Source organism: Natrarchaeobius oligotrophus (assembly GCF_003841465.1).
Classification (GTDB): domain Archaea; phylum Halobacteriota; class Halobacteria; order Halobacteriales; family Natrialbaceae; genus Natrarchaeobius; species Natrarchaeobius oligotrophus.
In genome coordinates this window covers 1-18,943 of sequence record NZ_REFZ01000012.1, presented here as the reverse complement: position 1 = coordinate 18,943, position 18,943 = coordinate 1, and the positions used below count along the sequence as shown (strand labels likewise).

General features: G+C 66.0%; 20 protein-coding genes and 1 tRNA gene. 11 read left to right on the top strand and 10 right to left on the bottom strand.

Going from position 1 to position 18,943, the window contains the following annotated elements; translation table 11 throughout:
- Positions 1–123 precede the first annotated feature (123 nt).
- Complete coding sequence (locus EA472_RS22570; protein ID WP_165874920.1) at positions 124–1,395, top strand: carboxylate--amine ligase; 1,272 nt, start codon at positions 124–126, stop codon at positions 1,393–1,395.
- 154 nt (positions 1,396–1,549) lie between these two features.
- On the opposite strand, the gene EA472_RS15775 is transcribed toward EA472_RS22570, so the two are convergent.
- From EA472_RS15775 to EA472_RS15765, 3 genes are all read right to left on the bottom strand, one after another.
- Entirely contained in the window at positions 1,550–2,671 is a 1,122-nt protein-coding gene (locus EA472_RS15775) for a GNAT family N-acetyltransferase (protein ID WP_243637871.1), read from the bottom strand.
- A gap of 342 nt (positions 2,672–3,013) precedes the next feature.
- Entirely contained in the window at positions 3,014–4,237 is a 1,224-nt protein-coding gene (hmgA, locus tag EA472_RS15770) for a hydroxymethylglutaryl-CoA reductase (NADPH) (RefSeq protein WP_124192477.1), read from the bottom strand.
- Positions 4,238–4,323: 86 nt separating this feature from the next.
- The gene (locus tag EA472_RS15765; protein ID WP_243637870.1) at positions 4,324–4,965 is read right to left on the bottom strand and encodes a hypothetical protein; all 642 of its coding nucleotides are present in this window, start codon (positions 4,963–4,965) and stop codon (positions 4,324–4,326) included.
- On the opposite strand from EA472_RS15765, the gene EA472_RS15760 reads away from it, so the two are divergent.
- The 5 genes from EA472_RS15760 to EA472_RS15740 all read left to right on the top strand — a co-directional run bounded on the left by EA472_RS15760 (position 4,964) and on the right by EA472_RS15740 (position 9,814).
- Positions 4,964–6,556 (top strand): amidohydrolase, encoded by a 1,593-nt coding sequence (locus EA472_RS15760; RefSeq protein ID WP_124192476.1) that lies wholly within the window; start codon positions 4,964–4,966, stop codon positions 6,554–6,556. The genes EA472_RS15765 and EA472_RS15760 overlap by 2 nt on opposite strands.
- A gap of 95 nt (positions 6,557–6,651) precedes the next feature.
- Positions 6,652–7,422 (top strand): ABC transporter ATP-binding protein, encoded by a 771-nt coding sequence (locus EA472_RS15755; protein ID WP_124192475.1) that lies wholly within the window; start codon positions 6,652–6,654, stop codon positions 7,420–7,422.
- Positions 7,419–8,642, top strand: coding sequence for an ABC transporter permease (locus EA472_RS15750; protein ID WP_124192474.1), 1,224 nt, complete (start codon positions 7,419–7,421; stop codon positions 8,640–8,642). Before EA472_RS15755 ends, EA472_RS15750 begins: the two co-directional genes overlap by 4 nt.
- A 63-nt stretch (positions 8,643–8,705) precedes the next feature.
- The gene (locus EA472_RS15745; RefSeq protein WP_124192473.1) at positions 8,706–9,359 is read left to right on the top strand and encodes a helix-turn-helix domain-containing protein; all 654 of its coding nucleotides are present in this window, start codon (positions 8,706–8,708) and stop codon (positions 9,357–9,359) included.
- Positions 9,360–9,493: 134 nt separating this feature from the next.
- Entirely contained in the window at positions 9,494–9,814 is a 321-nt protein-coding gene (locus EA472_RS15740; RefSeq protein ID WP_124192472.1) for a HalOD1 output domain-containing protein, read from the top strand.
- Positions 9,815–9,883: 69 nt separating this feature from the next.
- Here EA472_RS15740 and EA472_RS15735 read toward each other — a convergent pair whose 3' ends face one another.
- Positions 9,884–10,993, bottom strand: coding sequence for a glycosyltransferase (locus EA472_RS15735; RefSeq protein ID WP_124192471.1), 1,110 nt, complete (start codon positions 10,991–10,993; stop codon positions 9,884–9,886).
- Positions 10,994–11,054: 61 nt separating this feature from the next.
- The gene (gfo6, locus tag EA472_RS15730) at positions 11,055–12,125 is read right to left on the bottom strand and encodes a D-xylose 1-dehydrogenase Gfo6 (RefSeq protein WP_124192470.1); all 1,071 of its coding nucleotides are present in this window, start codon (positions 12,123–12,125) and stop codon (positions 11,055–11,057) included.
- Positions 12,126–12,328: 203 nt separating this feature from the next.
- Between gfo6 and nadA the strand changes: the two genes are divergently transcribed.
- The 3 genes from nadA to nadC are packed head-to-tail and all read left to right on the top strand — an operon-like array spanning position 12,329 to position 15,881.
- Positions 12,329–13,462, top strand: coding sequence for a quinolinate synthase NadA (gene nadA, locus EA472_RS15725; protein WP_124192469.1), 1,134 nt, complete (start codon positions 12,329–12,331; stop codon positions 13,460–13,462).
- 2 nt (positions 13,463–13,464) lie between these two features.
- A complete protein-coding gene (locus EA472_RS15720) occupies positions 13,465–15,018 on the top strand; it encodes an L-aspartate oxidase (protein ID WP_124192468.1) in 1,554 nt (517 codons plus the stop codon).
- Positions 15,015–15,881, top strand: coding sequence for a carboxylating nicotinate-nucleotide diphosphorylase (gene nadC, locus EA472_RS15715; RefSeq protein ID WP_124192467.1), 867 nt, complete (start codon positions 15,015–15,017; stop codon positions 15,879–15,881). Before EA472_RS15720 ends, nadC begins: the two co-directional genes overlap by 4 nt.
- Positions 15,882–15,926: 45 nt before the next feature.
- On the opposite strand, the gene EA472_RS15710 is transcribed toward nadC, so the two are convergent.
- The 4 genes from EA472_RS15710 to EA472_RS15700 are packed head-to-tail and all read right to left on the bottom strand — an operon-like array spanning position 15,927 to position 17,388.
- Positions 15,927–16,667, bottom strand: a complete 741-nt coding sequence (locus EA472_RS15710; RefSeq protein ID WP_124192466.1) for an arylamine N-acetyltransferase family protein — start codon at positions 16,665–16,667, stop codon at positions 15,927–15,929.
- A gap of 30 nt (positions 16,668–16,697) precedes the next feature.
- Complete coding sequence (locus tag EA472_RS22565; protein ID WP_165874919.1) at positions 16,698–16,841, bottom strand: hypothetical protein; 144 nt, start codon at positions 16,839–16,841, stop codon at positions 16,698–16,700.
- A complete protein-coding gene (locus tag EA472_RS15705) occupies positions 16,841–17,101 on the bottom strand; it encodes a DUF7123 family protein (RefSeq protein WP_124192465.1) in 261 nt (86 codons plus the stop codon). The genes EA472_RS22565 and EA472_RS15705 overlap by 1 nt, the downstream gene beginning before the upstream one ends.
- Before the next feature lie 2 nt (positions 17,102–17,103).
- On the bottom strand, positions 17,104–17,388 hold the full coding sequence (locus EA472_RS15700) for a hypothetical protein (RefSeq protein WP_243637869.1): 285 nt from the start codon (positions 17,386–17,388) through the stop codon (positions 17,104–17,106).
- Positions 17,389–17,849: 461 nt separating this feature from the next.
- On the opposite strand from EA472_RS15700, the gene EA472_RS15695 reads away from it, so the two are divergent.
- Together EA472_RS15695 and EA472_RS15690 are read left to right on the top strand one after the other, a co-directional pair.
- Positions 17,850–18,188 carry a ferredoxin gene (locus EA472_RS15695; protein WP_124192463.1) on the top strand — a complete coding sequence of 113 codons (339 nt, stop codon included), beginning with the start codon at positions 17,850–17,852 and terminating at the stop codon, positions 18,186–18,188.
- A gap of 200 nt (positions 18,189–18,388) precedes the next feature.
- Positions 18,389–18,472: transfer RNA gene (locus tag EA472_RS15690), tRNA-Leu, on the top strand.
- A gap of 133 nt (positions 18,473–18,605) precedes the next feature.
- Here the strand turns inward: EA472_RS15690 and EA472_RS15685 are convergent.
- The coding region (locus EA472_RS15685; protein ID WP_165874918.1) for a transposase at positions 18,606–18,943 on the bottom strand (338 nt) is incomplete at its 5' end.

Genomic DNA, 18,943 nt, shown 5'->3' with positions numbered 1-18,943 from the left:
CGCCGCGGTTTCGATTCGGTCGCGTCCAAAAGAAACAGAATTGACACCTACTGGAGTTACTCGAACCTCGACACCTGATTCACACACCCTTAACTAAACTCCGTTACGTGCGTAACAGGATACATGTGCGGCGATCTGCAGGAATCAGCGCAAAACGTCGTCGTTCCGGCGATCGATGCGGCGAGTAGCGTCGCTTGCATGCGTTCGCTGGGAAAACGGGGTATTCGAACGATCGCGATCTCCGAGCAACCGTCTCCACCCGGTTTCGAATCCAAATTCTGTACCGAATCTCACGGGGTTCCCGATCCCGCGAGCGAGTTGGGTGCGTACGAGGAGGCGCTCTGTGGGCTCGCCCGGCGGGACGACGTCTGTACGGTCATCCCCGTTCGCGAGGCCGACGTCTACGTGCTGGCGCGGAATACGGACGCCCTAACCGACCACGTGGCCACCGTATGGCCGTCCATACCGACGCTCGGCTCCGTCCAGGATCGCGTTCGACTGTTCGACGCTGCGCGGGCGGCGAACGTCTCGATTCCGGAGACGACGGCCCTCGATGACTGGTCCGACTGGACCGACGACCTGGTCGTCAAACCCCGCTATACGGTTCACGCGCCGGAGTACGGGAGCGACTTTTCGGACTTCCGCCCCCAGGAGCAATCCGCTCGGTACGTTCCCGCGGGGATCGAACCCGACCGAGACGCCCTCGTCGACGACTTCGGACACGCCCCGCTCGTCCAGGAGTACGTCCCCACCTCCGACGAGTACGCGTTTTTCGCGCTGTACCGCGACGGGGAGGCGGTCGCGACGTTCCAGCACCGACAACGACGTGCCTGGAAGTACGCCGGCGGGCCGAGCGCCTACCGCGAATCGGTCGACATCCCGGAGCTGGACGCCGCGGGTCGCCGCCTGCTGGACGAACTCGAGTGGCACGGACTGGCGATGGTGGAGTTCCTCCGCGATCCGACCACCGGCGAGTTCAAACTGATGGAAGTCAACCCGCGCTTTTGGACGTCGCTTCCGTTCACCGTCCAGGCGGGCGTCGACTTTCCGTACCTGTACTGGCAGCAGGCCACCGGCTACTCGATCCCTCGAGAGCCGACCTTCGAAGTCGGCATCGGCGGTCACCTGCTCCGGGGGGAACTTCTCCACCTCCACAGCGTTTTCAGCGAAACGTACCCGGCCGTCGAGCGGCCGTCCCGTGTGAAAACCGTGATCGACGTCGCCGCGTCGCTGGTTCGCCATCCGCGCTTCGATTACCTCGACCCGGACGATCCCGGGCCGTTTCTCCGGGACAGCCGGAACCTGATCGGCGAGCTTCGGTCCCGCGAGGCCGAGTCGGGAGGGGGGAGAGACCACCGCCCCGAGCAGTACGAACGACGGACGGTCGAGCCCTGATCGTCTCCCGACATCCTCGGTCGGGCCGTCGCGTCGCAGTATTCGACGTTCCGTTCGCGAGTGGACCGTCGCACCGCGTTCGGCCACCGAGTGCGGACGCCGTCGAATACACGTTCGCTCTACCGTAGTTTCCGGACGCGCCCGCCTCCCGCGCTCACGTCGTGTCTAGATCGAGTCGGGTGAACCGCCAGTCCGACGGCGAGCTTTCCTCAACGACGGTCGCGTCACCGATGTCGCGTGCCAACAGCGTTCGCGACGTCGGGTTGGCGAAAAGCGACAGCGGCAGCCGGGTGTCGGGATAGAACCGATTTCGGACTGGATTCGGCACTCCGATTCCGAACGCCGTGACGTAACTCCTGTCCGAATACTCGGCGACCACGCTCCTGAGGAGGTGCTCGATCGCCGTTCGGCTGACGTCGAACTCGCGCGGCTCGACCTCGACGATTCGGACGCAACCGTCGACGCACGATACGACGAGCGCCGCGACCGCGGTTCCATCGCGTCTCGCGACGTAGGTGCCGTACTCGTACAGCGGATTGTCGAGTCGCCAGCGATAGAATTCGGCCGACCGATTCGCGTGGATGCTGTCGGACCGCCGATCGTGTACCGACGCCAGCAGTTCGTCGGGCGGCGTTTCGTACCGTTCGATCCGAACGTCGCCCGCACTCGAGTTCGCGAGCCAGCGCTCGGACTGCGAGGCGGATCGCGCGAGTACGGTCGCGATCGCGGACACGGCCTCCGTCACGTCCACGTACTCGGTAGCGACCGCTTTCGAACGACCGGTTTCGATCCACCGCTCGACGAGCGGAGCGGGGTTGTGCAACCGATAGTACATCGGTACGGTTCGAACCTCCTGCCAGCCGTGTTTGAGATTTCCCCGCTTCGAGTGTTCGTTGGGGAAATTGAAGAAGAAGTCGGGACGACGATCCGCGTAGTACTCGAGCGCGCGTTCGTTCATCCGGCTAAAGAGCCCCTGTCGCCGGTGGTCGGGGTGGACCATCGTATCGCACGGCTGTAACCCGACGCGCGTTACGTCGCCAACTCGCATCTCGAGTGCGAAAAACGCCCGACAGCCGACGATTCGGTCGTCTCTCGTCGCCACGATGATCGAAACGTGATCGACGTACGGGTTTCGCTCGTACTTCCACTCGAACCACTCGGGCCCCCAGCCGTGTCCGAATACCTCGTCGTGTAACGCGAGTAACTGCCCTCTATCACCCGCTCGAAAGTGCCGAATTCCGTACTGCTTCGGCGTCTGAGAGATATATTGACTCACGGGCGAGTCGGAAATAACACCTGTGCGTTCGTATAGCTGTCACCTGAGAGAGCAAGCCGAACTCGATTACTGTGGGAAATTAAACACGTTTATCGTTACAGTAATCGGCGCGTGACACTCGTACGGTGTGTCTCCGAGATCGATACGATCTCCTTTCCGGGAGTAGTCCGACGAATCGCCCCCGACTGGCATTCCTCGGTCCCCGGAACTCGCCGGCCCCCGCTCGAGTTATCGTACCGACCGAACCCGTTCACACGCCGATCGCACGATAGCGGTGCGATCGGGCGTACACCGACTCTCAGCGGCTACTATCCGGTTCGCGGTCTTCCGGCGCGTCGTCGATCACCGCCCGAGGTCCTCGTGTGCGCTCGCGAGGTGGCGCGACGCGAGCGCCGCCAGCAGCGAGAGTTCGCCGGCGAGCGCGCCGACCGCGACGATCTCCGCCAGCGCGTCGGCGTTCGACCCCGGCGGATCGCCGCCGCCGCGAACGCCGAGAATCTCGAGCGCTTCAGCCTGCGTCGGCAGCTTCGTGCCGCCGCCGACGGTCCCGACCTCGAGCGAGGCCAGCGAGATCGAGGCGTACAGATCGGACGGGTCGTCGGAGTCGCGGACGTCCATCGTCGTGATCGCGTTCGCCCCCTCGACGACCTGGGCTTCGTCCTGGCCGGTCGCGAGGAAGGCAGCGCCGACCACGTTGGCGGCGTGGGCGTTGAAGCCGAGGCTACCGGCTTTCGCGCTGCCGATCAGGTTCTTTCGCGTGTTCGCCTCCGCGATCGCCTCCGGAGTCGTGTGGAGGCGTTTTTCGACGATTTCGCCGGGGATCACGACGTCGGCGGTCACCGACCGTCCGCGTCCCTCGACGGCGTTGACGGCGGCGGGTTTCTTGTCCGAACAGAGATTCCCCGAGAGCGCGACGAGGGAGGCCGGCGTCTCGCGCTCGACGACCGAGCAGGCCTCGCCCGTCGCGATGGTGGCCATGTTCATCCCCATCGCGTCCTTGGTGTCGTAGGCAAAGCGCAGGTAGACCGCGTCGCCGACCACGTAGGGTTCGACGCCGAGTAACTCGCCGTGGCTCGTCGTCGACTCGGCGGCCTCGGCCAGGGCGTCGACGTTCTCCCCGACCCACTCGACCGTCTCGGCGGCCTCGACGACGCCGTCGACCCGGAACACCGGCGCGCGAGTCATCCCCGTTTTCGTCACTCGGGCGTCCGCGCCTCCCGCGGCGTCGATAACGGAGAGGCCGCGGTTGACCGACGCGAGCAACGCGCCCTCGGTCGTGGCGAGCGGCAGGTAGTGTTCGCCGTCGGCCGCGCCGCCCGAGACTGCGACCGGACCGACGACGCCCAGGGGCACCTGGGCCGCGCCGATCATGTTCTCGACGTTCGGCTCCGCGCGCTCGGCCGGGAAGGCGTAGTCGCCGATCGTCTCGAGGTCGGCCCCCGTCTCGCGCTCGACGAGCAGCCGCCGGGCCGCGGCGGCGGTGTCGTGGTCGACGTGCTCTTCGAGTTCGTGAATTCGAAGCTCGCCCTCGCGAACGCGGTCGGCGAGGTCCTCGGCGCTGGTCATGGCTCAGTGCAGACGTCGGGCCGCCCTAAGGGTTGCTGATTCGCTCGCGTTGGCGTCGAATGCGCGGTCGTCCGCGCTCGAACCGATCAGCGGGAGACGATCGTCGACCCACCGTCGGCGTGCGACCGGTAGCCGGCGACGAACTCGTAGCAGACGAGCGCGACGAACCCCCCGCCGCCGATCGCGGCGATCGCCAGGTGCTGGAGCGCCTCGCGTTCGACGATCGAGCCGGTCGCCAGCCCGCGCTCGACCGCGGAGACGTCGGCGAACAGGAGCGCGAACGCGCCGAGTGCGATGGCCGCGAACCGAACGCGGGTCCGCGGCGAGACGTCGTCGTCGGTCGCGGCGAGATACAGTTGCGGTCCGACGATCGCGAGTCCGGTGACGAGGAGGTACGCGACGAGCGGTTGCTCGGTCGGCATGACGCCCGTCGCGGCGTTCAAGACGACGAGTCCTGTGGCGACTGCGAGGAGAAGGACGACCGAGCCGGCGATGACGCGATCTTCGCGAGAGACCATCGTCTCGATTTCGTATCCGGCGACGGTAACGTTTTCGACGCCCATTCGAAACGGGCGGGCGAGCGGCGGCGATTCGACGATACCGGCGGGACGCCGACTCGCGGCGGCTCCGTTGTCGGTCTCGAGGCCGCCGCCCCGACTCCCGTCTCTCCCGTCCGCTCGAGCCCCCTCCACAATCGTTTTGGCGCTCGCCCGCGCGACCTCTCGCATGACCGAGGCCGCCGACCGGCTGTTCACGAACGCGGAGGTCCACTCGCTGACGGAGCCCGATCGGGTCTACGAGGCGATCGCGGTCCGCGACGGCGAGATCGCTCGGCTGGGCAGCGACTACGAAATCCGGTTCCTCGAGGGCGTCGAGACCGAGGTGATCGACTGCGAGGGGCGGGTCGTCCTCCCCGGCTTCGTCGACGCCCACACCCACCTCGAGAACCTGGGTCGGCACCTGGTGCACGCCGACCTCTCGGACGCTCGAAGCGCCGACGAGTGCCTCGAGCGCCTCTCGGCGCGGGCGGCGGAGACGGACGACGAGTGGATACAGGGGTTCGGCTACGACGAGAGCGAGTGGGACGAAGATCGCGACTACCTCACCCGGACGGATCTCGATCGGGTCGGCGACGAGCGGCCGGTCGTCGCGCTTCGGGTGGACATGCACGCCGCGTCGCTCAACTCGGTCGCGCTCGAGCGGTTCGGCGACGATCTGCCCGACGGCGACGTCCGCCGCGGGGCCAACGGCGAGCCGACCGGCGTCGTCGTCGAGGACGCGGCGGAGGCGGTTCGAGCGGGGATCGCCCCCGACTACGACGAGACGCGCACGCTCGTGGCCGCCGCCCTCGAGTACGCGGTCGAACGCGGCGTCACCGGCGTCCACGACATGGTCCGGAACTCGGTCGCGCCGCGGGTTTACCGGGATCTCGAGGCGGCTGACGAACTTCCGATCCGAGTGCGGATCAACTACTGGGCCGACCACGTCGAGGCCGTCTCCGAGGTCGGCCTCGCGACGAACGCGGGCGGCGACCGCGTGCGCACCGGGGCGATCAAGAGCTACACCGACGGCAGCATCGGCGCGAAAACCGCGAAACTCTCCGCGCCCTACGCGACCGCCGACGAGGGCGACGGCGCGTTCGACGGCGAGTGGTCCCCGTCGGGGGCCGAATCCACCGGCGAGTGGGTCGTCGCCCCCGCCGAACTCGAGGCGCTGGTCGACCGGGCCGACGACGACGGGTTCCAGGTGGCCGTTCACGCGATCGGCGACGAGGCGATCGAGGCGGCGCTGTCCGCCCTCGAGACGACTGCCGATCCGGGCGAGTCGCGCCACCGGATCGAACACGTCGAATTGGCGACGGACGACCAGTTAGCGCGGATGGCCGACGCGGGCATCGTCGCCTCGGTGCAGCCGAACTTTCATCGCTGGGCTGCCGACGGCGGCCTCTACGATCGGCGTCTGGGCGAGAAACGCCGTCGACGAACGAACCGGCTCCGGCGAATGCGCGAAGCCGGCGTCCCGCTCGCGTTCGGCTCGGATTGCATGCCGCTCGGCCCGCTGTTCGGCGTCCACCACGCGGTCAACGCACCGACGGAGTCACAGCGACTCGAGGTGACCGAGGCGCTACGGGCGTACACCCGCGACTCCGCCTTCGCCGGATTCGACGAGCGACGCTTGGGGACGCTCGAGGTCGGCAAGCGGGCGGACCTCGTCGTGCTCGAGGAATCCCCGTGGGCGGCCGCCGACCGGATCGACGCGATCGACGTCTCGATGACGGTCGTCGACGGGACGGTCGTCTTCGACGGCTGCGACGGTTGATCCGGGTTTTCGCTCTTTCGTAAGCGCTCGTGACTGACGTCAGTCGTGTTAGCTCCAAAACACTATCGTGGTGATCGTGGTAGCCCGCGTCAGGGATGGCCCAGAAACTCGAGTCGACGTCGGTGGCGGTCGTCGCCGAGGACGTTCGACGGACGTACTTTCTCGCGGAGCCGGTCGACGCGGTCGACGGTATCTCGCTGTCGCTGGCGGACGGATCGTTCACCGCCGTGATGGGACCGAGCGGATCCGGAAAGAGCACGTTGTTGAACCTGATCGGCTGTCTCGATACGTCCGACGAGGGACGGATCGAAGTCGGCGGACGAGCCGTGGCGGCGCTGTCCGACGCCGAGCGGGCGCGACTTCGCGGCACAGCGATCGGGTTCGTCTTCCAGACGTTCGACCTGCTGTCGCGGCTGACCGCGGCGGAGAACGTCGCGCTTCCGATGGTGTTTCACGATTCGGTCCGCGAGAATCGCGACCAGCGAGCGCGGACGCTGCTCGAGCGCGTCGGACTCGGCGATCGGATCGAACACAGGCCCAGCGAACTCTCGGGCGGCCAGCGCCAGCGCGTCGCCATCGCTCGAGCGCTCGCGAACGATCCGACGCTCCTGCTGGCCGACGAGCCGACGGGGAACCTCGACACGGAGACGGGTGCCGAGATCATGGATCTGCTGGTCGACCTCAACCGCCAGGGAACGACGATCCTCCTCGTGACACACGAGCGCACGATCGCCGAGTACGCCGACCACGTCGTCCACCTGCTCGACGGACGGATCGAATCGCTCGAGCACCTCGGCGACGCCCGCGACGTCGCGGTCGCGACCGACGACCGATCGCCGATCGCGGAGGGGGGAGACGACCGATGAACCTCCGGGAGAGCCTCCGGATCAGCTGGCGGTCGATTCGTTCGCACAAGCTCCGGTCGGCGCTGACGACGCTGGGCGTGATCATCGGCGTCGCCGCGGTGATCACGTTCATGGTGCTCGGGACGGGCTTTTCCCAGAGCATCGTCGGCGACATCGAGGCCGATCAGGAGCCGGTGATGACCGTCCACACTCAGACCGTTCCCGAGGACGGCTTCGGTATCATGCCGGTCGACACGCCGATCTACACGGAGACCGACGTCGAGGTGCTCGAGCAGGTGGAGGGCGTCGAGTTCGTCGCGCCCGACGGTTCGCTGGATCTCGTCCAGACGTCGACCGACGACGAACAGGTGACCGGCGTCGTCGACGCCCACGCGACGACGTCGGACCGGTTCGAACACGAGCCGCTCGTCGAGGGCGAGACGTTCGACGCGGAAGACGAGGCGATCGTCAACGAACGCGTCAGCCAGCTGTTCGAGGGCAACGTCTCGGCCGGGGACGAACTCACGCTCGCGTTCGACGACGGGGAGTCGGCGACGGTGACCGTCGCCGGCGTCGCGGAGGCGGAACTCGGCGAGCAGACGCCACCGCGGGTGTTCCTCCCGGTCGATCCGTACTACACCACGACGGTCGAGACGCCGGACGGAACCGAAGAGCGCGCGTACCCCACGCTACACGTTCGCGCGGGGAGTCTCGACGACGTGGAGCCGGCCCAGGAGTCGATCGTCGACTACCTCGAGAACGACTCGCACGCCGCCGAACTCAAACAGGACGACGACGAAATCGAGGTGCAAACCGTCGAGGACGCGATCGAGCAGTTCATGGATCTCGTCGATCAGCTCACGGTGTTCATCGGCGCCGTCGCCGGCATCGCGCTCGTCGTCGGCTCGATCGGCATCGCGAACATCATGATCGTCAGCGTCACCGAGCGGATCCGCGAGATCGGTATCATGAAAGCCGTTGGCGCCACGCGGCGGGACGTCATGCAGCTCTTTCTCGTCGAATCCGTCGTGCTCGGCGTGATCGGCGCGGCCGCCGGCGTGGCGCTCGGACTCGGCGTCGGCTATCTCGGCGTGACGTTCCTCGAGTGGCCGATGGCGTACCCGCTCGACTGGATCGCCATCGCCATCGCGATGGGCGTCGGCGTCGGCGTCGTCTCCGGGCTGTACCCGGCCTGGCGAGCCGCCCGCGTCGATCCGATCGAGGCGCTTCGACACGAGTGAGCGATCGCCCCGTCGATCGACGCGGCGTGTCAGCTTCTTTATCGTGGGCGGTGAACGTCGAGTATGGCTGACACGAGGCTCATCGCCGAGATCACGCTCGTTCACCCGGAACTCGTGTTGACGCCGACGATCGAAGCCGTCCCCGAGGTGACCGCGGAACTCGAGTACCAGACGTTCGCCGGACCGGGGTCGTACTACCTCTTTTTCGAAGTCCACGATGACGACGATTTCGAACGGTTCGATCGTGCGATCGAAGCGGATTGGACGGTTTCGGAGCCGTCGGTCGTCATCGAGGGCGACGATTTTCGAGTGTATCGGATGCGATTGACGTCGGCCGAGCGCCTCGTCTTGCCGCGGGCTGCGGAACTCGGCATGCGGATTCTCCGGGCCGAAAGCGGAAGGGGCGGCTGGATCGTGACGCTCGAGGTTTCGGATCGCGAAGCGCTACAGGCGTTTCGTCGCCACTGCGAGCGCATGGACGTCTCGTTCGCCGTGGATCGGCTCTATCACGTCGACGAGAGGGGCCGGGCGGGTAAGTACGGACTGACCCCGATCCAGCGCGAGACGTTGCTCGCCGCCTACGACGAGGGGTACTTCAACGATCCGCGGGACGCCTCCGTGGCGGATCTCGCCGAGACGCTCGGCGTCTCGTCGTCGGCGGTCAGCGCACGACTTCGACGGGCGATGGCCGCCCTCGTCGAAAACACGATGCGGTGAGATGGCCAGAGTTATGAACCTCGTGCGACTTACGAACTGGATGTGGAACTGAGTTCGAACACTGGGGGACCTGGCTTATAAAACCCGGAATATGCCATCGAACGACTCACTCCATTCGCACTCGTAGGAACAACATGACTAATCTACTCACACGCCACGATCGCGGGCCGATTCACCGCGTTCACTTCGATCCGACCGCCGTCGACGGACTCGCGAGTACGATCATCAGCGCCCTTTCGACCGTCGAGGACGAACCCGCCACGGAGCTACCGCCGCTGTACGAGACGATCGACGTCGAAGCGGTCGGACGGCTCCTCGAACACGCGGTCGCCGCGGGTTCGAACCGGGAGCTCGTCCTCGAGTTCACCGTCGACGACTGGGACGTGACGATCGTCGGCGACGGACGGGTGCTCGTGTACGACCGCGAGGAACGCGGCGACGAACGCGTTCAGTGACGCGCCAGCGCCACGCCACGAGCGGCAATTCTCGATTTTCGAGGGGGCGCCGCCGCGTTTCGGGAGCGATCAGACGATCTCCTCGTACACGCTCGTTAGCTGGTCGATCGCGTGTTCGACCGAGAACATCGACCGCCGCCCCAGACAGAGATTCGAGAGGCGGTCGTTTTCCGCGATCGCGAGCCGTAGCGCGGTTCGAAACGCCTCGAGATCCCCCTCCGGATACCGATATCCCGTCTCACCTTCGATCACCGAGTCCCTGAGCGCACCGGCGTCGACCGCGACGACGGGCGTTCCGCAGGCGGCCGCCTCGAGCGCCACCAGCCCCTGGGTTTCGACCGGGCTCGGAAAGGCGAAGACGTCGATCGCCGAGTAAAAGGCGGGGAGCTCGTCCCGGTCGAGAAAGCCGAGAAAGCACACGTCGGTGTCCGCGGTGGCGGCCCGCGCCTCGAGATCCGTGCGCGCGGGACCGTCACCCGCGAGGACGACCGTCACGTCCATGCCGTCGACCGCCTCGAGCAGTTCCTCCAGATTTTTCTCGTAGCCGTGTCGACCCGTGTAGCCGATCGTCGGCCGGTCGTCCGAAAGCGCGTGACGGTCCGCGAACGAATCGGCGGCGACCGGGTGGAAGAACTCCGTGTCGATCCCGTTGGTGACGATCCGGACGTCCGCGTCGGCGCGCACGGTCTCGAAGAAGTATCGTCGCGCGTACGACGTCGGGACGATCACGCGGTCGACGTCGTCGAAGAACCAGCGCTCGTAGGAACGCGTAACTCGTTTTACTCCCTCGACCAGCGGTGGCGGAGCGACGCGATCCGCACGCGCCTGGAGCACGGTGTGGTAGGAGGCGACGACGGGGAGATCGTGCCGACGAGCGAACCGCATCCCGGCGTATCCAACGGTAAAGGGCGTGTGGACGTGGACGACGTCGGGCGTCGCCAGCCCGTCCGGAGTTTTCGGGACGCCGAGTCGATAGCGCGGAAACAGCGGCGCGCGAACGCTTCGCACCGGAAACTCGTCGTCGGAGGGATCGTGGTCGGGCGCCGACGGATAGACGATCGACATCCGATCGCGGTGGCGCGACCAGCGTCGCCGCCAGAGATCGATCGTGTACGTGACGCCGTTGATCGTCGGCAGGTAGAGGTCGGTGAACGCGGTGACGTTCTCGACGCGCGTCATTACCGATCGATTATCGTCCGTCCATATCTCATTACCGGATTGACACGACTTCCCGGTCCGTTCACTCGAGGTCGATCCGTCGACCCGCTCGCGCCGACTCGTAGACGGCCTCGATCACGGACAGGTCCTCGAGACCGTCGCGCCCGTCGGGCTCGGGATCGGTTCCGGACAGCACGCAGTAGCCGAAGTAGTCGAACTCCTCGCGGACCTCGTCGACGGGCGGTCCGGTGTACTCCATGCGAACGTCGCCGCTTTCGACGACCATCTCGTGGGGAACGATGCCGCCGAACGGCGACGCGATCGAGATCATCCCGTCGGTTCCGACGAGCTGGAGCCGACTGCCCGCGTGGGCGTCGAAACTCGCCGTACACGAGGCCGTCGCTCCGTTCGGAAACTCGAGCTGGAACGCGACGTGCTGGTCGACGTCCGCGAAGGGGTCGTCGCTCGAGTGCGTCGTCGCGTAGACGCCGACCGGATCGCAATCCAGGACGAACCGCGTGGTGTTCAGGGGATAGATTCCGAGGTCGACCATCGCGCCGCCGCCCGCGAGATCCGGATCGAGCCGCCACGTGCCAGCGGACGCGTGCTCGAGTAGCGGATTCGAAAAGCCGCCGTGGACCTGGACCACGTCGCCGACGACGCCGCCGCGGACCAGTTCGCGCGTCCGACGAACGGCCGGCTCGGCCTGCAACCGGTAGGCGGTCATGAGCGTCACGCCGGCGTCGTCGCAGGCGTCGACGACGTTCCGCGCCCGGTCGACGGTGATCTCGAGGGGTTTCTCACAGAGGACGTGCTTTCCGCGTTCGGCCGCCGCGATCACACACCCGCCGTGTAAGGCGTTCGGCGTCGCGACGTACACCGCGTCGTACGCGCCGGCGTGGTCGCCCGCGAGGTAGGCGTCGTGATCGACGACGTGGTCGACGCCGAACGACTCCGCGGTGGATCGCGTCCGGTCGGGTGATCGCGTCACCAGGAGGCTCGCCTCGCAGTATCGGCTGTCGGCGATTCCGGGGAGCGCCCGCTGACGGGCGAATCCGCCGACGCCGATGATCGCCACCCGAACCGTCCCGTCCACCGACTCGCGCTCCCAGTCCCGTCGCGTGAAGTTCGCGAACGCGCTCTCGAGGGCCATATCCGTCGTACGACGGCCACCACAAAGTGATCATTCCATCCAGTACCGACGTTCACAGGCGCGGACGAATTTCGTCCGGAACGGGGAGCCGGCGCTTCGGTCGATCCGGTATCAATCAGTGTGAATCCGTCGATCGTCGGTATCGAAGGAAAAAGTTATTCAATAGGTGCCTGTGATATGTGAATACCTACTGGTGACGAGACATGGTCAAAATGGAAACGGCAGAGCTGGAAACTGATTTAAGTCTGTTCAAATACGACAATCTCGAGCAGCTCCCGCCCCGATACCGGGACCTCGACGGTGCCGAACGAACCGAACGCATCGAGGCGGCGCTCGAGGAACTCGGCGACGACGTGGTGATCCTGGGCCACAACTACCAGCGCCGGGAGATCGTCGAACACGCCGACTTCGTCGGCGACTCCTACCAGCTGTCGAAGCAGGCGGCGGAAGCCGACGCCGAGTACGTCGTCTTCGGCGGCGTGACGTTCATGGCCGAATCGGCCGACATCATCACCGACGACGACCAGACGGTGATTCTCCCGAGCATGGAGGCGTCGTGTCCGATGGCCGGGATGGCCGAAGCGCTCCAGGTCGACAGCGCGTGGGCCGAGATCACGGCGGCCGCGCCCGACGCGGACATTATTCCGATCACCTACATGAACTCCTACGCGGATCTGAAGGCCTTCTGTGCGAGCCAGGGCGGGCTGGTCTGTACCTCTTCGAACGCTCACAGAGCCTTCGAGTACGCCTTCGAACGGGGGGACAAAGTGCTCTTTCTGCCCGACAAACACCTCGGCGAGAACACCGCCTACAGGATGGGCATGGAGGATCAGATCGTCGAGTGGGATCCGTGGGACCCCGAGGGCAAAGACGCCGACGAGGTCGCCGAGCACGACGTCGTCCTCTGGGACGGCTACTGCCAGGTTCACGAGCGTTTCCGTGTGGATCACGTCGAACAGATTCGCGCGGATCACCCCGACGCGAACGTGATCGTCCACCCCGAGTGCCGCCGCGAGGTCGTCGAGGCCGCCGACAAAGCGGGATCGACGGCGACGATCTGCGAGACGATCGAGAACGCAGCGCCCGGCGACACCTGGGCGATCGGCACCGAGATCCACCTCACGAACCACCTCCAGCGGTGGCATCCCGAGGTGAACGTCCTCCCGCTCTGTGGCGACGCCTGCATGGACTGCAACGCCATGCGCCAGATCGATCCCAACTACCTCACCTGGGTCTTAGAGGAACTCGTCGAGGGTCGCGAACGCAACGTGATCGAGGTCGCACCCGAGGAGAAAGACCTCGCGAAGGTCGCACTCGATCGAATGCTCGAGATCTGATCATGACCGAGCGATCAGACGCGACCGACGTTCTCGTCGTCGGCAGCGGAATTGCGGGCTGTTCGGCCGCGCTCGCCGCGGCCAGGGCGGGAGCCGACGTCGTCCTCATCACGAAAGCCGAACGACCCGACGGCGCGAGCACCGACTGGGCCCAGGGCGGCATCTCGACGACCCGAGGCGATCCGGAGTCGCTCAAAGCCGACGTTCTCGAGGCCAGCGACGGCACCGCCGATCCCGAGGCGGTCGACGTCCTGGTCGAAAACGCCGACGACGCCGTCGAAGACGTCCTCGTCGACACCCTCGGTATCGACTTCGACGAGACCGACGAGGGCGGGTTCGACTACGCCCGCGAAGCCGCCCACTCCGAGCACCGGATCCTCCACGTCGACGCCGCGACGGGGACGCACATCCTCCGGCCGTTCCTGAACTACGTCGACGATCACCAGCGAATCGAGGTTCGCCAGGACGTCGCCGCACTCGAGTTGCTCACTCACGAGGGACGGGTTCACGGCGTCCTCACCGACGAGGAGCCGACCGGCCGACCGGTCTTCGCCGGCGCGACCGTCCTTGCGACCGGCGGCGTCGGCGCGCTCTACTCCCGCTCGACCAATCCGGACGACGCCACCGGCGACGGCATCGCGATGGCGGCGCTCGCCGGCGCGGACGTCGCCGATCTCGAGTACGTGCAGTTTCACCCGACGGCTTACGATCCCGGTCAGTCGGATCGCGGCGTCGACGGGGGAGACGACACGTTCTTGCTCTCGGAGGCGCTGCGCGGCGAGGGTGCCGTCCTGCGCAACGCCGACGGCGAGGCGTTCGCGACCGACTACCATCCTCGTGGCGACCTCGCGCCGCGTGACGTCGTCGCCCGGGCGGTCGCGGCCGAACGCGAACGCACCGGCGGGGTCGTCCTCGACGTGGGTCCGATCGAGTTCGCGTCCGAGTTCCCCTCTCTCGCCGAGACGTGTCGCGATCACGGCGTCGACGGCGACCAGATTCCAGTCGCACCCTGTGAACACTTCCTCTGTGGCGGCATCGACGTGGACGAGGAGGGACGAACCTCGCTCGACCGCCTCTACGCCGTCGGCGAGTGCGCCCGAACGGGCGTTCACGGCGCGAACCGGCTGGCGAGCACCAGCCTGCTCGAGGGACTCGTCTGGGGACTGCGGGCCGGCGAGGACGCAGCGACGAACGGAGCCGAGCCCGAGCGAGTCGAGGCTCCCGCGCTGTCGAATCGCGATCCCGAGCTTCCCGAACGCTTCGCCGCCGAGAAGTTCGTCCGCCTCCAGCGGACGATGGACGAGTACCTCGGCCTGCGCCGCGACCCCGACGAGATCGCCCGCGCGAGCGCCGTCCTCCGTCGCCTCAAAGGCGAGGTGGACGCCTACGTCCGCACCCGGACCGCTCGCGACCTCTACGAACTGCGTAACGCGAGCGTCACGGCGCTGTTGATCGCGCGCGCGGCCAGCGAGAATCGAGAGTCGATCGGCTGTCACTACCTCGTCGACGAGTCGACGGACGCCGAACCGAAGCCGCCCGCGGCGACCGACCCATGATCGCCGACTCGGACGTCGAACGCTGGCTCCGCGAGGACCTCGGCCACCACGACGTTACGAATCAGGTCCCCGGCGAGACGACCGGTCGCCTCGTGGCGAGAGAGCCCGGCGTCGTCGCCGGCCTCGACGCCGCGAGCCGCGTCTTCGACTACCTCGGCGTCGACGTCGTGGATTCGCTCGAGGCCGGCGCGAGCGTCGAGGCGGACGAGACGCTACTTCGTGTCGACGGCCCCGCGCGCGACGTGCTTCGCGGCGAACGTCTCGCCGTCAACCTCGTCGGGCACGCCTCGGGCGTCGCCACGAAAACGCGCGCGGCCGTCGAGGCCGCTCGAGCCGCGAATCGCGACGCCGATTCCGAGACGAACGGGGACCGACGGGTACGTGGCCCCTCCGACGAGGTTCGCATCGCCGCGACCAGAAAGACCACGCCCGGTCTCCGCGGGCTCGAAAAGCGCGCCGTCGTTGCGGGCGGCGGCGACACCCACCGGCTGGACCTCTCGCACATGGTGATGGTCAAGGACAACCACGTCGCGGAGATGGGTCTCGAGGGCGCGATCTCGCACTTCCGCGAACGGATCTCGTTCGCGACGAAAATCGAAGTCGAAGTCGAAGACGTCGAGGATGCACCGCGGGCCGCCGAGGCCGGCGCGGACGTCATTTTGCTCGACAACATGACGCCCGAGGAGACGCGCGCGGCCGTCGAGGCGATGGCACCCCACGAGGGCGTTCTCCTGGAGGCCAGTGGCGGCATCACCGTCGAGAACGTCGGCTCGTACGCGGCCACGGGCGTCGACGTGATCTCGATGGGATCGCTCACCCACTCCGCGCCGTCGCTGGACCTCTCGTTTCGAACCGGCGAGTAGAACCACCGTCCGGGCCACCGACCGTCGTTGCCGCCGACTCGCGTATCAGTTCGGTTCCACCTCGAGCCCGAACCGCTCGCACAGGACGTCCGCGACGTCGCCGTCCGCAACGTCTCGTTTCTCCCGCGTTTCTCCCTCGCGAACGGTGAGCGAGGTGTCCGAGAGTGTGATCCGGCCGGTTTCGGTCGCGATCGTCGCGAGGAGGTCGCCCGTGAACGGCGAGTCGGGCGAACTGGCGTGGTGGCGACACATCTCTTCGAACTCGCTCGCCTCACGCGGCGTCGGATCGAACCGATAGGTCGCCTCCCAGCCGTCGTCCGTTCGCTTCTCGACGACGTGATCCTCCTCGCGGACGACGCGGTAGGTTCCGGACGGATCGCTTCGAGGCTCGCCGTCGAGCGGGAGCGGCCGACGGGCGAACTCTCCGAATCCGACGTCGACGAGATGGCCGTCGACCGTGAGCGCGAGGTGGTCGTACTCCGGACCGCAGGAGCCGTCGTCGCGAACCGGCCGTGCGGAGACGAGCGCGACGTCGTAGCCAAACTCCTCGAGCAGCCAGGCGAATCCACCGTTGAGGTCGTAACAGAGTCCGCCGCCGCCCGACGCGATTCGCGGGACGGCCCGGTCGGGCCGAAGCGTCGTTCCCGTTCCCTCGAGGACGAAGCAGTTGGTAAACGGAACGGTTCGGAGGTGACGCCGCTGAAGGGTAGCGAGCAGTTCGAATCGGTCTTCGGTCAGTCGATCGCCGTCGACGCCGATTCGCTCGAGATAGCGGTCCCGATCCATACGAGTTCGACGTGACCGGACGACAACTCGTTATCGACTCAGGCGTCCGCCCGACTGCTCGGTTCGCTCGGAACGGGTCTCGGGGCGACCGCGACGAGCGTCGAGGGTCGCGGTCACCTGTTCGACGGCTTCGAGCGCCGCGCGAGTTCGCTCTTCGGGCGTAAAGTCGGTCATTAGCTCGATCGCTCGCTCACTCGCCAGGTCGTCGCGGACGTGTACGACCACTTTTCGATCTCGAGGTCGTCGACCGCTCCCTGCAGTTGCACCATCAGCGCGCCGATCTCCTTCGGAGAGAGGTCGACGTCGTTGGCGATGAACTTTCCTTTGACGTAGAGGTCGCCCGACTGGCGCTCGAGTTCGTCTCTGAAATACGAGACGAGTCGCTGTGCTTTCGGGGAGCCGTACTGTCCGGAGGGCGTCGCGTTCGTGCTCATGATTAGTGTGGTGTGTGGTTGTGACCGGCGATCGCGCACGCACCGTAGGCGGCGAGAAAGCCGGCGATAGTTGGCAGTGAAACCGATGCGATACCTGTGACCAGCAGCGCGAGCGCGACGATCGGGAGGAGGATCGTCGTCCAGAAGGCGCTCGCGCGAACCGGCGAGACGACGGACGTACCCACGACGGACGCGAGTCGTCCAACCGCGGTGTGCGTCTGGGGATCTGTGTTCGGGGTCGGCAGCATGCCTCTTACCTCATCACACCCTTCCTTCCCCACCCCCATATAAAGGAGAGATCATTAGTCGTGATTTACACGTTTTCGCGACTTTCAGCACGATCCGATCGTTTTCCGTCATTTCACGTCGCGTAGAAAACCGTTTAGATCGCCGTAGACTTTTCAAAACCGCTTCTGAAGCAGTATTGTCAACCTCTGAACCGAGCGACGATACGCGAAACTCGACCCGGGTTCTGGCGACCGATTCCGGCAAATCGTTCTCGACCGTCGTGAATCGGGCGATCCGGACCGCCGGTTACCCGCGATTGAAGTCGTGAGCGTGGCCCTCGTACCCGTGTGAATCGTTTCGGGACCGTGCGGCCCGTTCGACTCGAATTTCACTCCGTTTACAAGCAGTATAGGGGAATGCCCCGGGGCTTGACCCCGAGGCGATTCACGGTTCGCGGTGGCGATTCCCGGGTCGACGCTCGACCGTAACGCGAAAGGCTCCTCGCACCAACTCGAGAGTGATGAGCGACGACGGCATACAACGTGCGAGCGACGTCGGCTCCGCGGACGCACCGCCGGTGTCCGAAAAGCCCTACAAGATCGTCTTCGAGGCGAACAAGTGCTTCGGGGCGGGCAAGTGCGCCGAGGTCAGCGACAACTGGGAGATGTCGCTCGCGTCCGGCATCGCGAAACCGAACGCCTACTTCTTCGACGAAGCGGACCTCGAGCACAACGTCCGAGCGGCGGAGGTCTGTCCGGCGAAAAAAGACGACGGCTGCATCCACATCATCGACCGGCGAACGGACGAGGAGATCGCGCCGGACCCACACGGCGACGGAACGCTGAGCGTCGACTGGTAGCCGCGGTTTTTCGGTCGGCTGTGACTCGTCCCGCGACCGCACCGGGTCGCTTGCCGCCGCTCGCTCGCAGAGCGCTCGTTCGGTGGCGCAATCGGCGTCGACCCTCCGTGCTCGTGGATCGACCCGGAGAGACCCAGCGTGCGCTCGAGTTACACCGAAACGCACATCCTCCCGTACGAACAACGGTCGACTGCCGTTCGGCGAGGGTAGCCAAGCAGGCCAACGGCGGTGGGCTTAAGACCCGCTCCCGTAGGGGTCCTTGGGTTCAAATCCCAACCCTCGCATACCAGGGGTTCGCCCTGTTGCGGTTTTCAGGCGTCCGAGCAACGTGTGCGTCAAACAACTACTGCCCACTGCGGTTCGACGCACTTCTGTCGGAAATTGTTGATCGCTCTTGTGAAGGACATTGTTGGTCAGTCAGAGAACAGTTCGAATAATCTCTTTCAGGGCGTCTCGCCCGGGTTTGCGTAGGATTTCCCGACGAAGTTCGAAGAGTCTGAGATACGCAGTGAGATTGTTCTTCGAGATGCCTCGATGAGGCGAGAGCCACCGTCGCGCCAGCGACGCGTGGCTCTCGCACGTATTCACGTGTGCGTCTCCATCAACGTACTCGCATTCGCCATGAATAACCGCTTCTCGCTGGTACGTTTCGTCCTTCTCTAATGGGTCGTAGGCACGAAATCCGTCGGTATAGACTGTCAGCGACTCCTCCTCGTGGTTATCGAGGAGGAGTCGCACGGTTGATTCGTCGGCGG

Excerpts from the sequence above, each read along its gene's own strand:
- EA472_RS22570 (WP_165874920.1), top strand. The coding sequence starts at position 124 with ATGTGCGGCGATCTGCAGGAATCAGCGCAAAACGTCGTCGTTCCGGCG.
- hmgA (WP_124192477.1), bottom strand. The coding sequence starts at position 4,237 with ATGACCAGCGCCGAGGACCTCGCCGACCGCGTTCGCGAGGGCGAGCTT.
- EA472_RS15760 (WP_124192476.1), top strand. The coding sequence starts at position 4,964 with ATGACCGAGGCCGCCGACCGGCTGTTCACGAACGCGGAGGTCCACTCG.
- EA472_RS15765 (WP_243637870.1), bottom strand. The coding sequence starts at position 4,965 with ATGCGAGAGGTCGCGCGGGCGAGCGCCAAAACGATTGTGGAGGGGGCT.
- EA472_RS15755 (WP_124192475.1), top strand. The coding sequence starts at position 6,652 with ATGGCCCAGAAACTCGAGTCGACGTCGGTGGCGGTCGTCGCCGAGGAC.
- EA472_RS15750 (WP_124192474.1), top strand. The coding sequence starts at position 7,419 with ATGAACCTCCGGGAGAGCCTCCGGATCAGCTGGCGGTCGATTCGTTCG.
- EA472_RS15745 (WP_124192473.1), top strand. The coding sequence starts at position 8,706 with ATGGCTGACACGAGGCTCATCGCCGAGATCACGCTCGTTCACCCGGAA.
- EA472_RS15740 (WP_124192472.1), top strand. The coding sequence starts at position 9,494 with ATGACTAATCTACTCACACGCCACGATCGCGGGCCGATTCACCGCGTT.
- EA472_RS15735 (WP_124192471.1), bottom strand. The coding sequence starts at position 10,993 with ATGACGCGCGTCGAGAACGTCACCGCGTTCACCGACCTCTACCTGCCG.
- gfo6 (WP_124192470.1), bottom strand. The coding sequence starts at position 12,125 with ATGGCCCTCGAGAGCGCGTTCGCGAACTTCACGCGACGGGACTGGGAG.
- nadA (WP_124192469.1), top strand. The coding sequence starts at position 12,329 with ATGGTCAAAATGGAAACGGCAGAGCTGGAAACTGATTTAAGTCTGTTC.
- EA472_RS15720 (WP_124192468.1), top strand. The coding sequence starts at position 13,465 with ATGACCGAGCGATCAGACGCGACCGACGTTCTCGTCGTCGGCAGCGGA.
- nadC (WP_124192467.1), top strand. The coding sequence starts at position 15,015 with ATGATCGCCGACTCGGACGTCGAACGCTGGCTCCGCGAGGACCTCGGC.
- EA472_RS15710 (WP_124192466.1), bottom strand. The coding sequence starts at position 16,667 with ATGGATCGGGACCGCTATCTCGAGCGAATCGGCGTCGACGGCGATCGA.
- EA472_RS22565 (WP_165874919.1), bottom strand. The coding sequence starts at position 16,841 with ATGACCGACTTTACGCCCGAAGAGCGAACTCGCGCGGCGCTCGAAGCC.
- EA472_RS15705 (WP_124192465.1), bottom strand. The coding sequence starts at position 17,101 with ATGAGCACGAACGCGACGCCCTCCGGACAGTACGGCTCCCCGAAAGCA.
- EA472_RS15700 (WP_243637869.1), bottom strand. The coding sequence starts at position 17,388 with ATGGGGGTGGGGAAGGAAGGGTGTGATGAGGTAAGAGGCATGCTGCCG.
- EA472_RS15695 (WP_124192463.1), top strand. The coding sequence starts at position 17,850 with ATGAGCGACGACGGCATACAACGTGCGAGCGACGTCGGCTCCGCGGAC.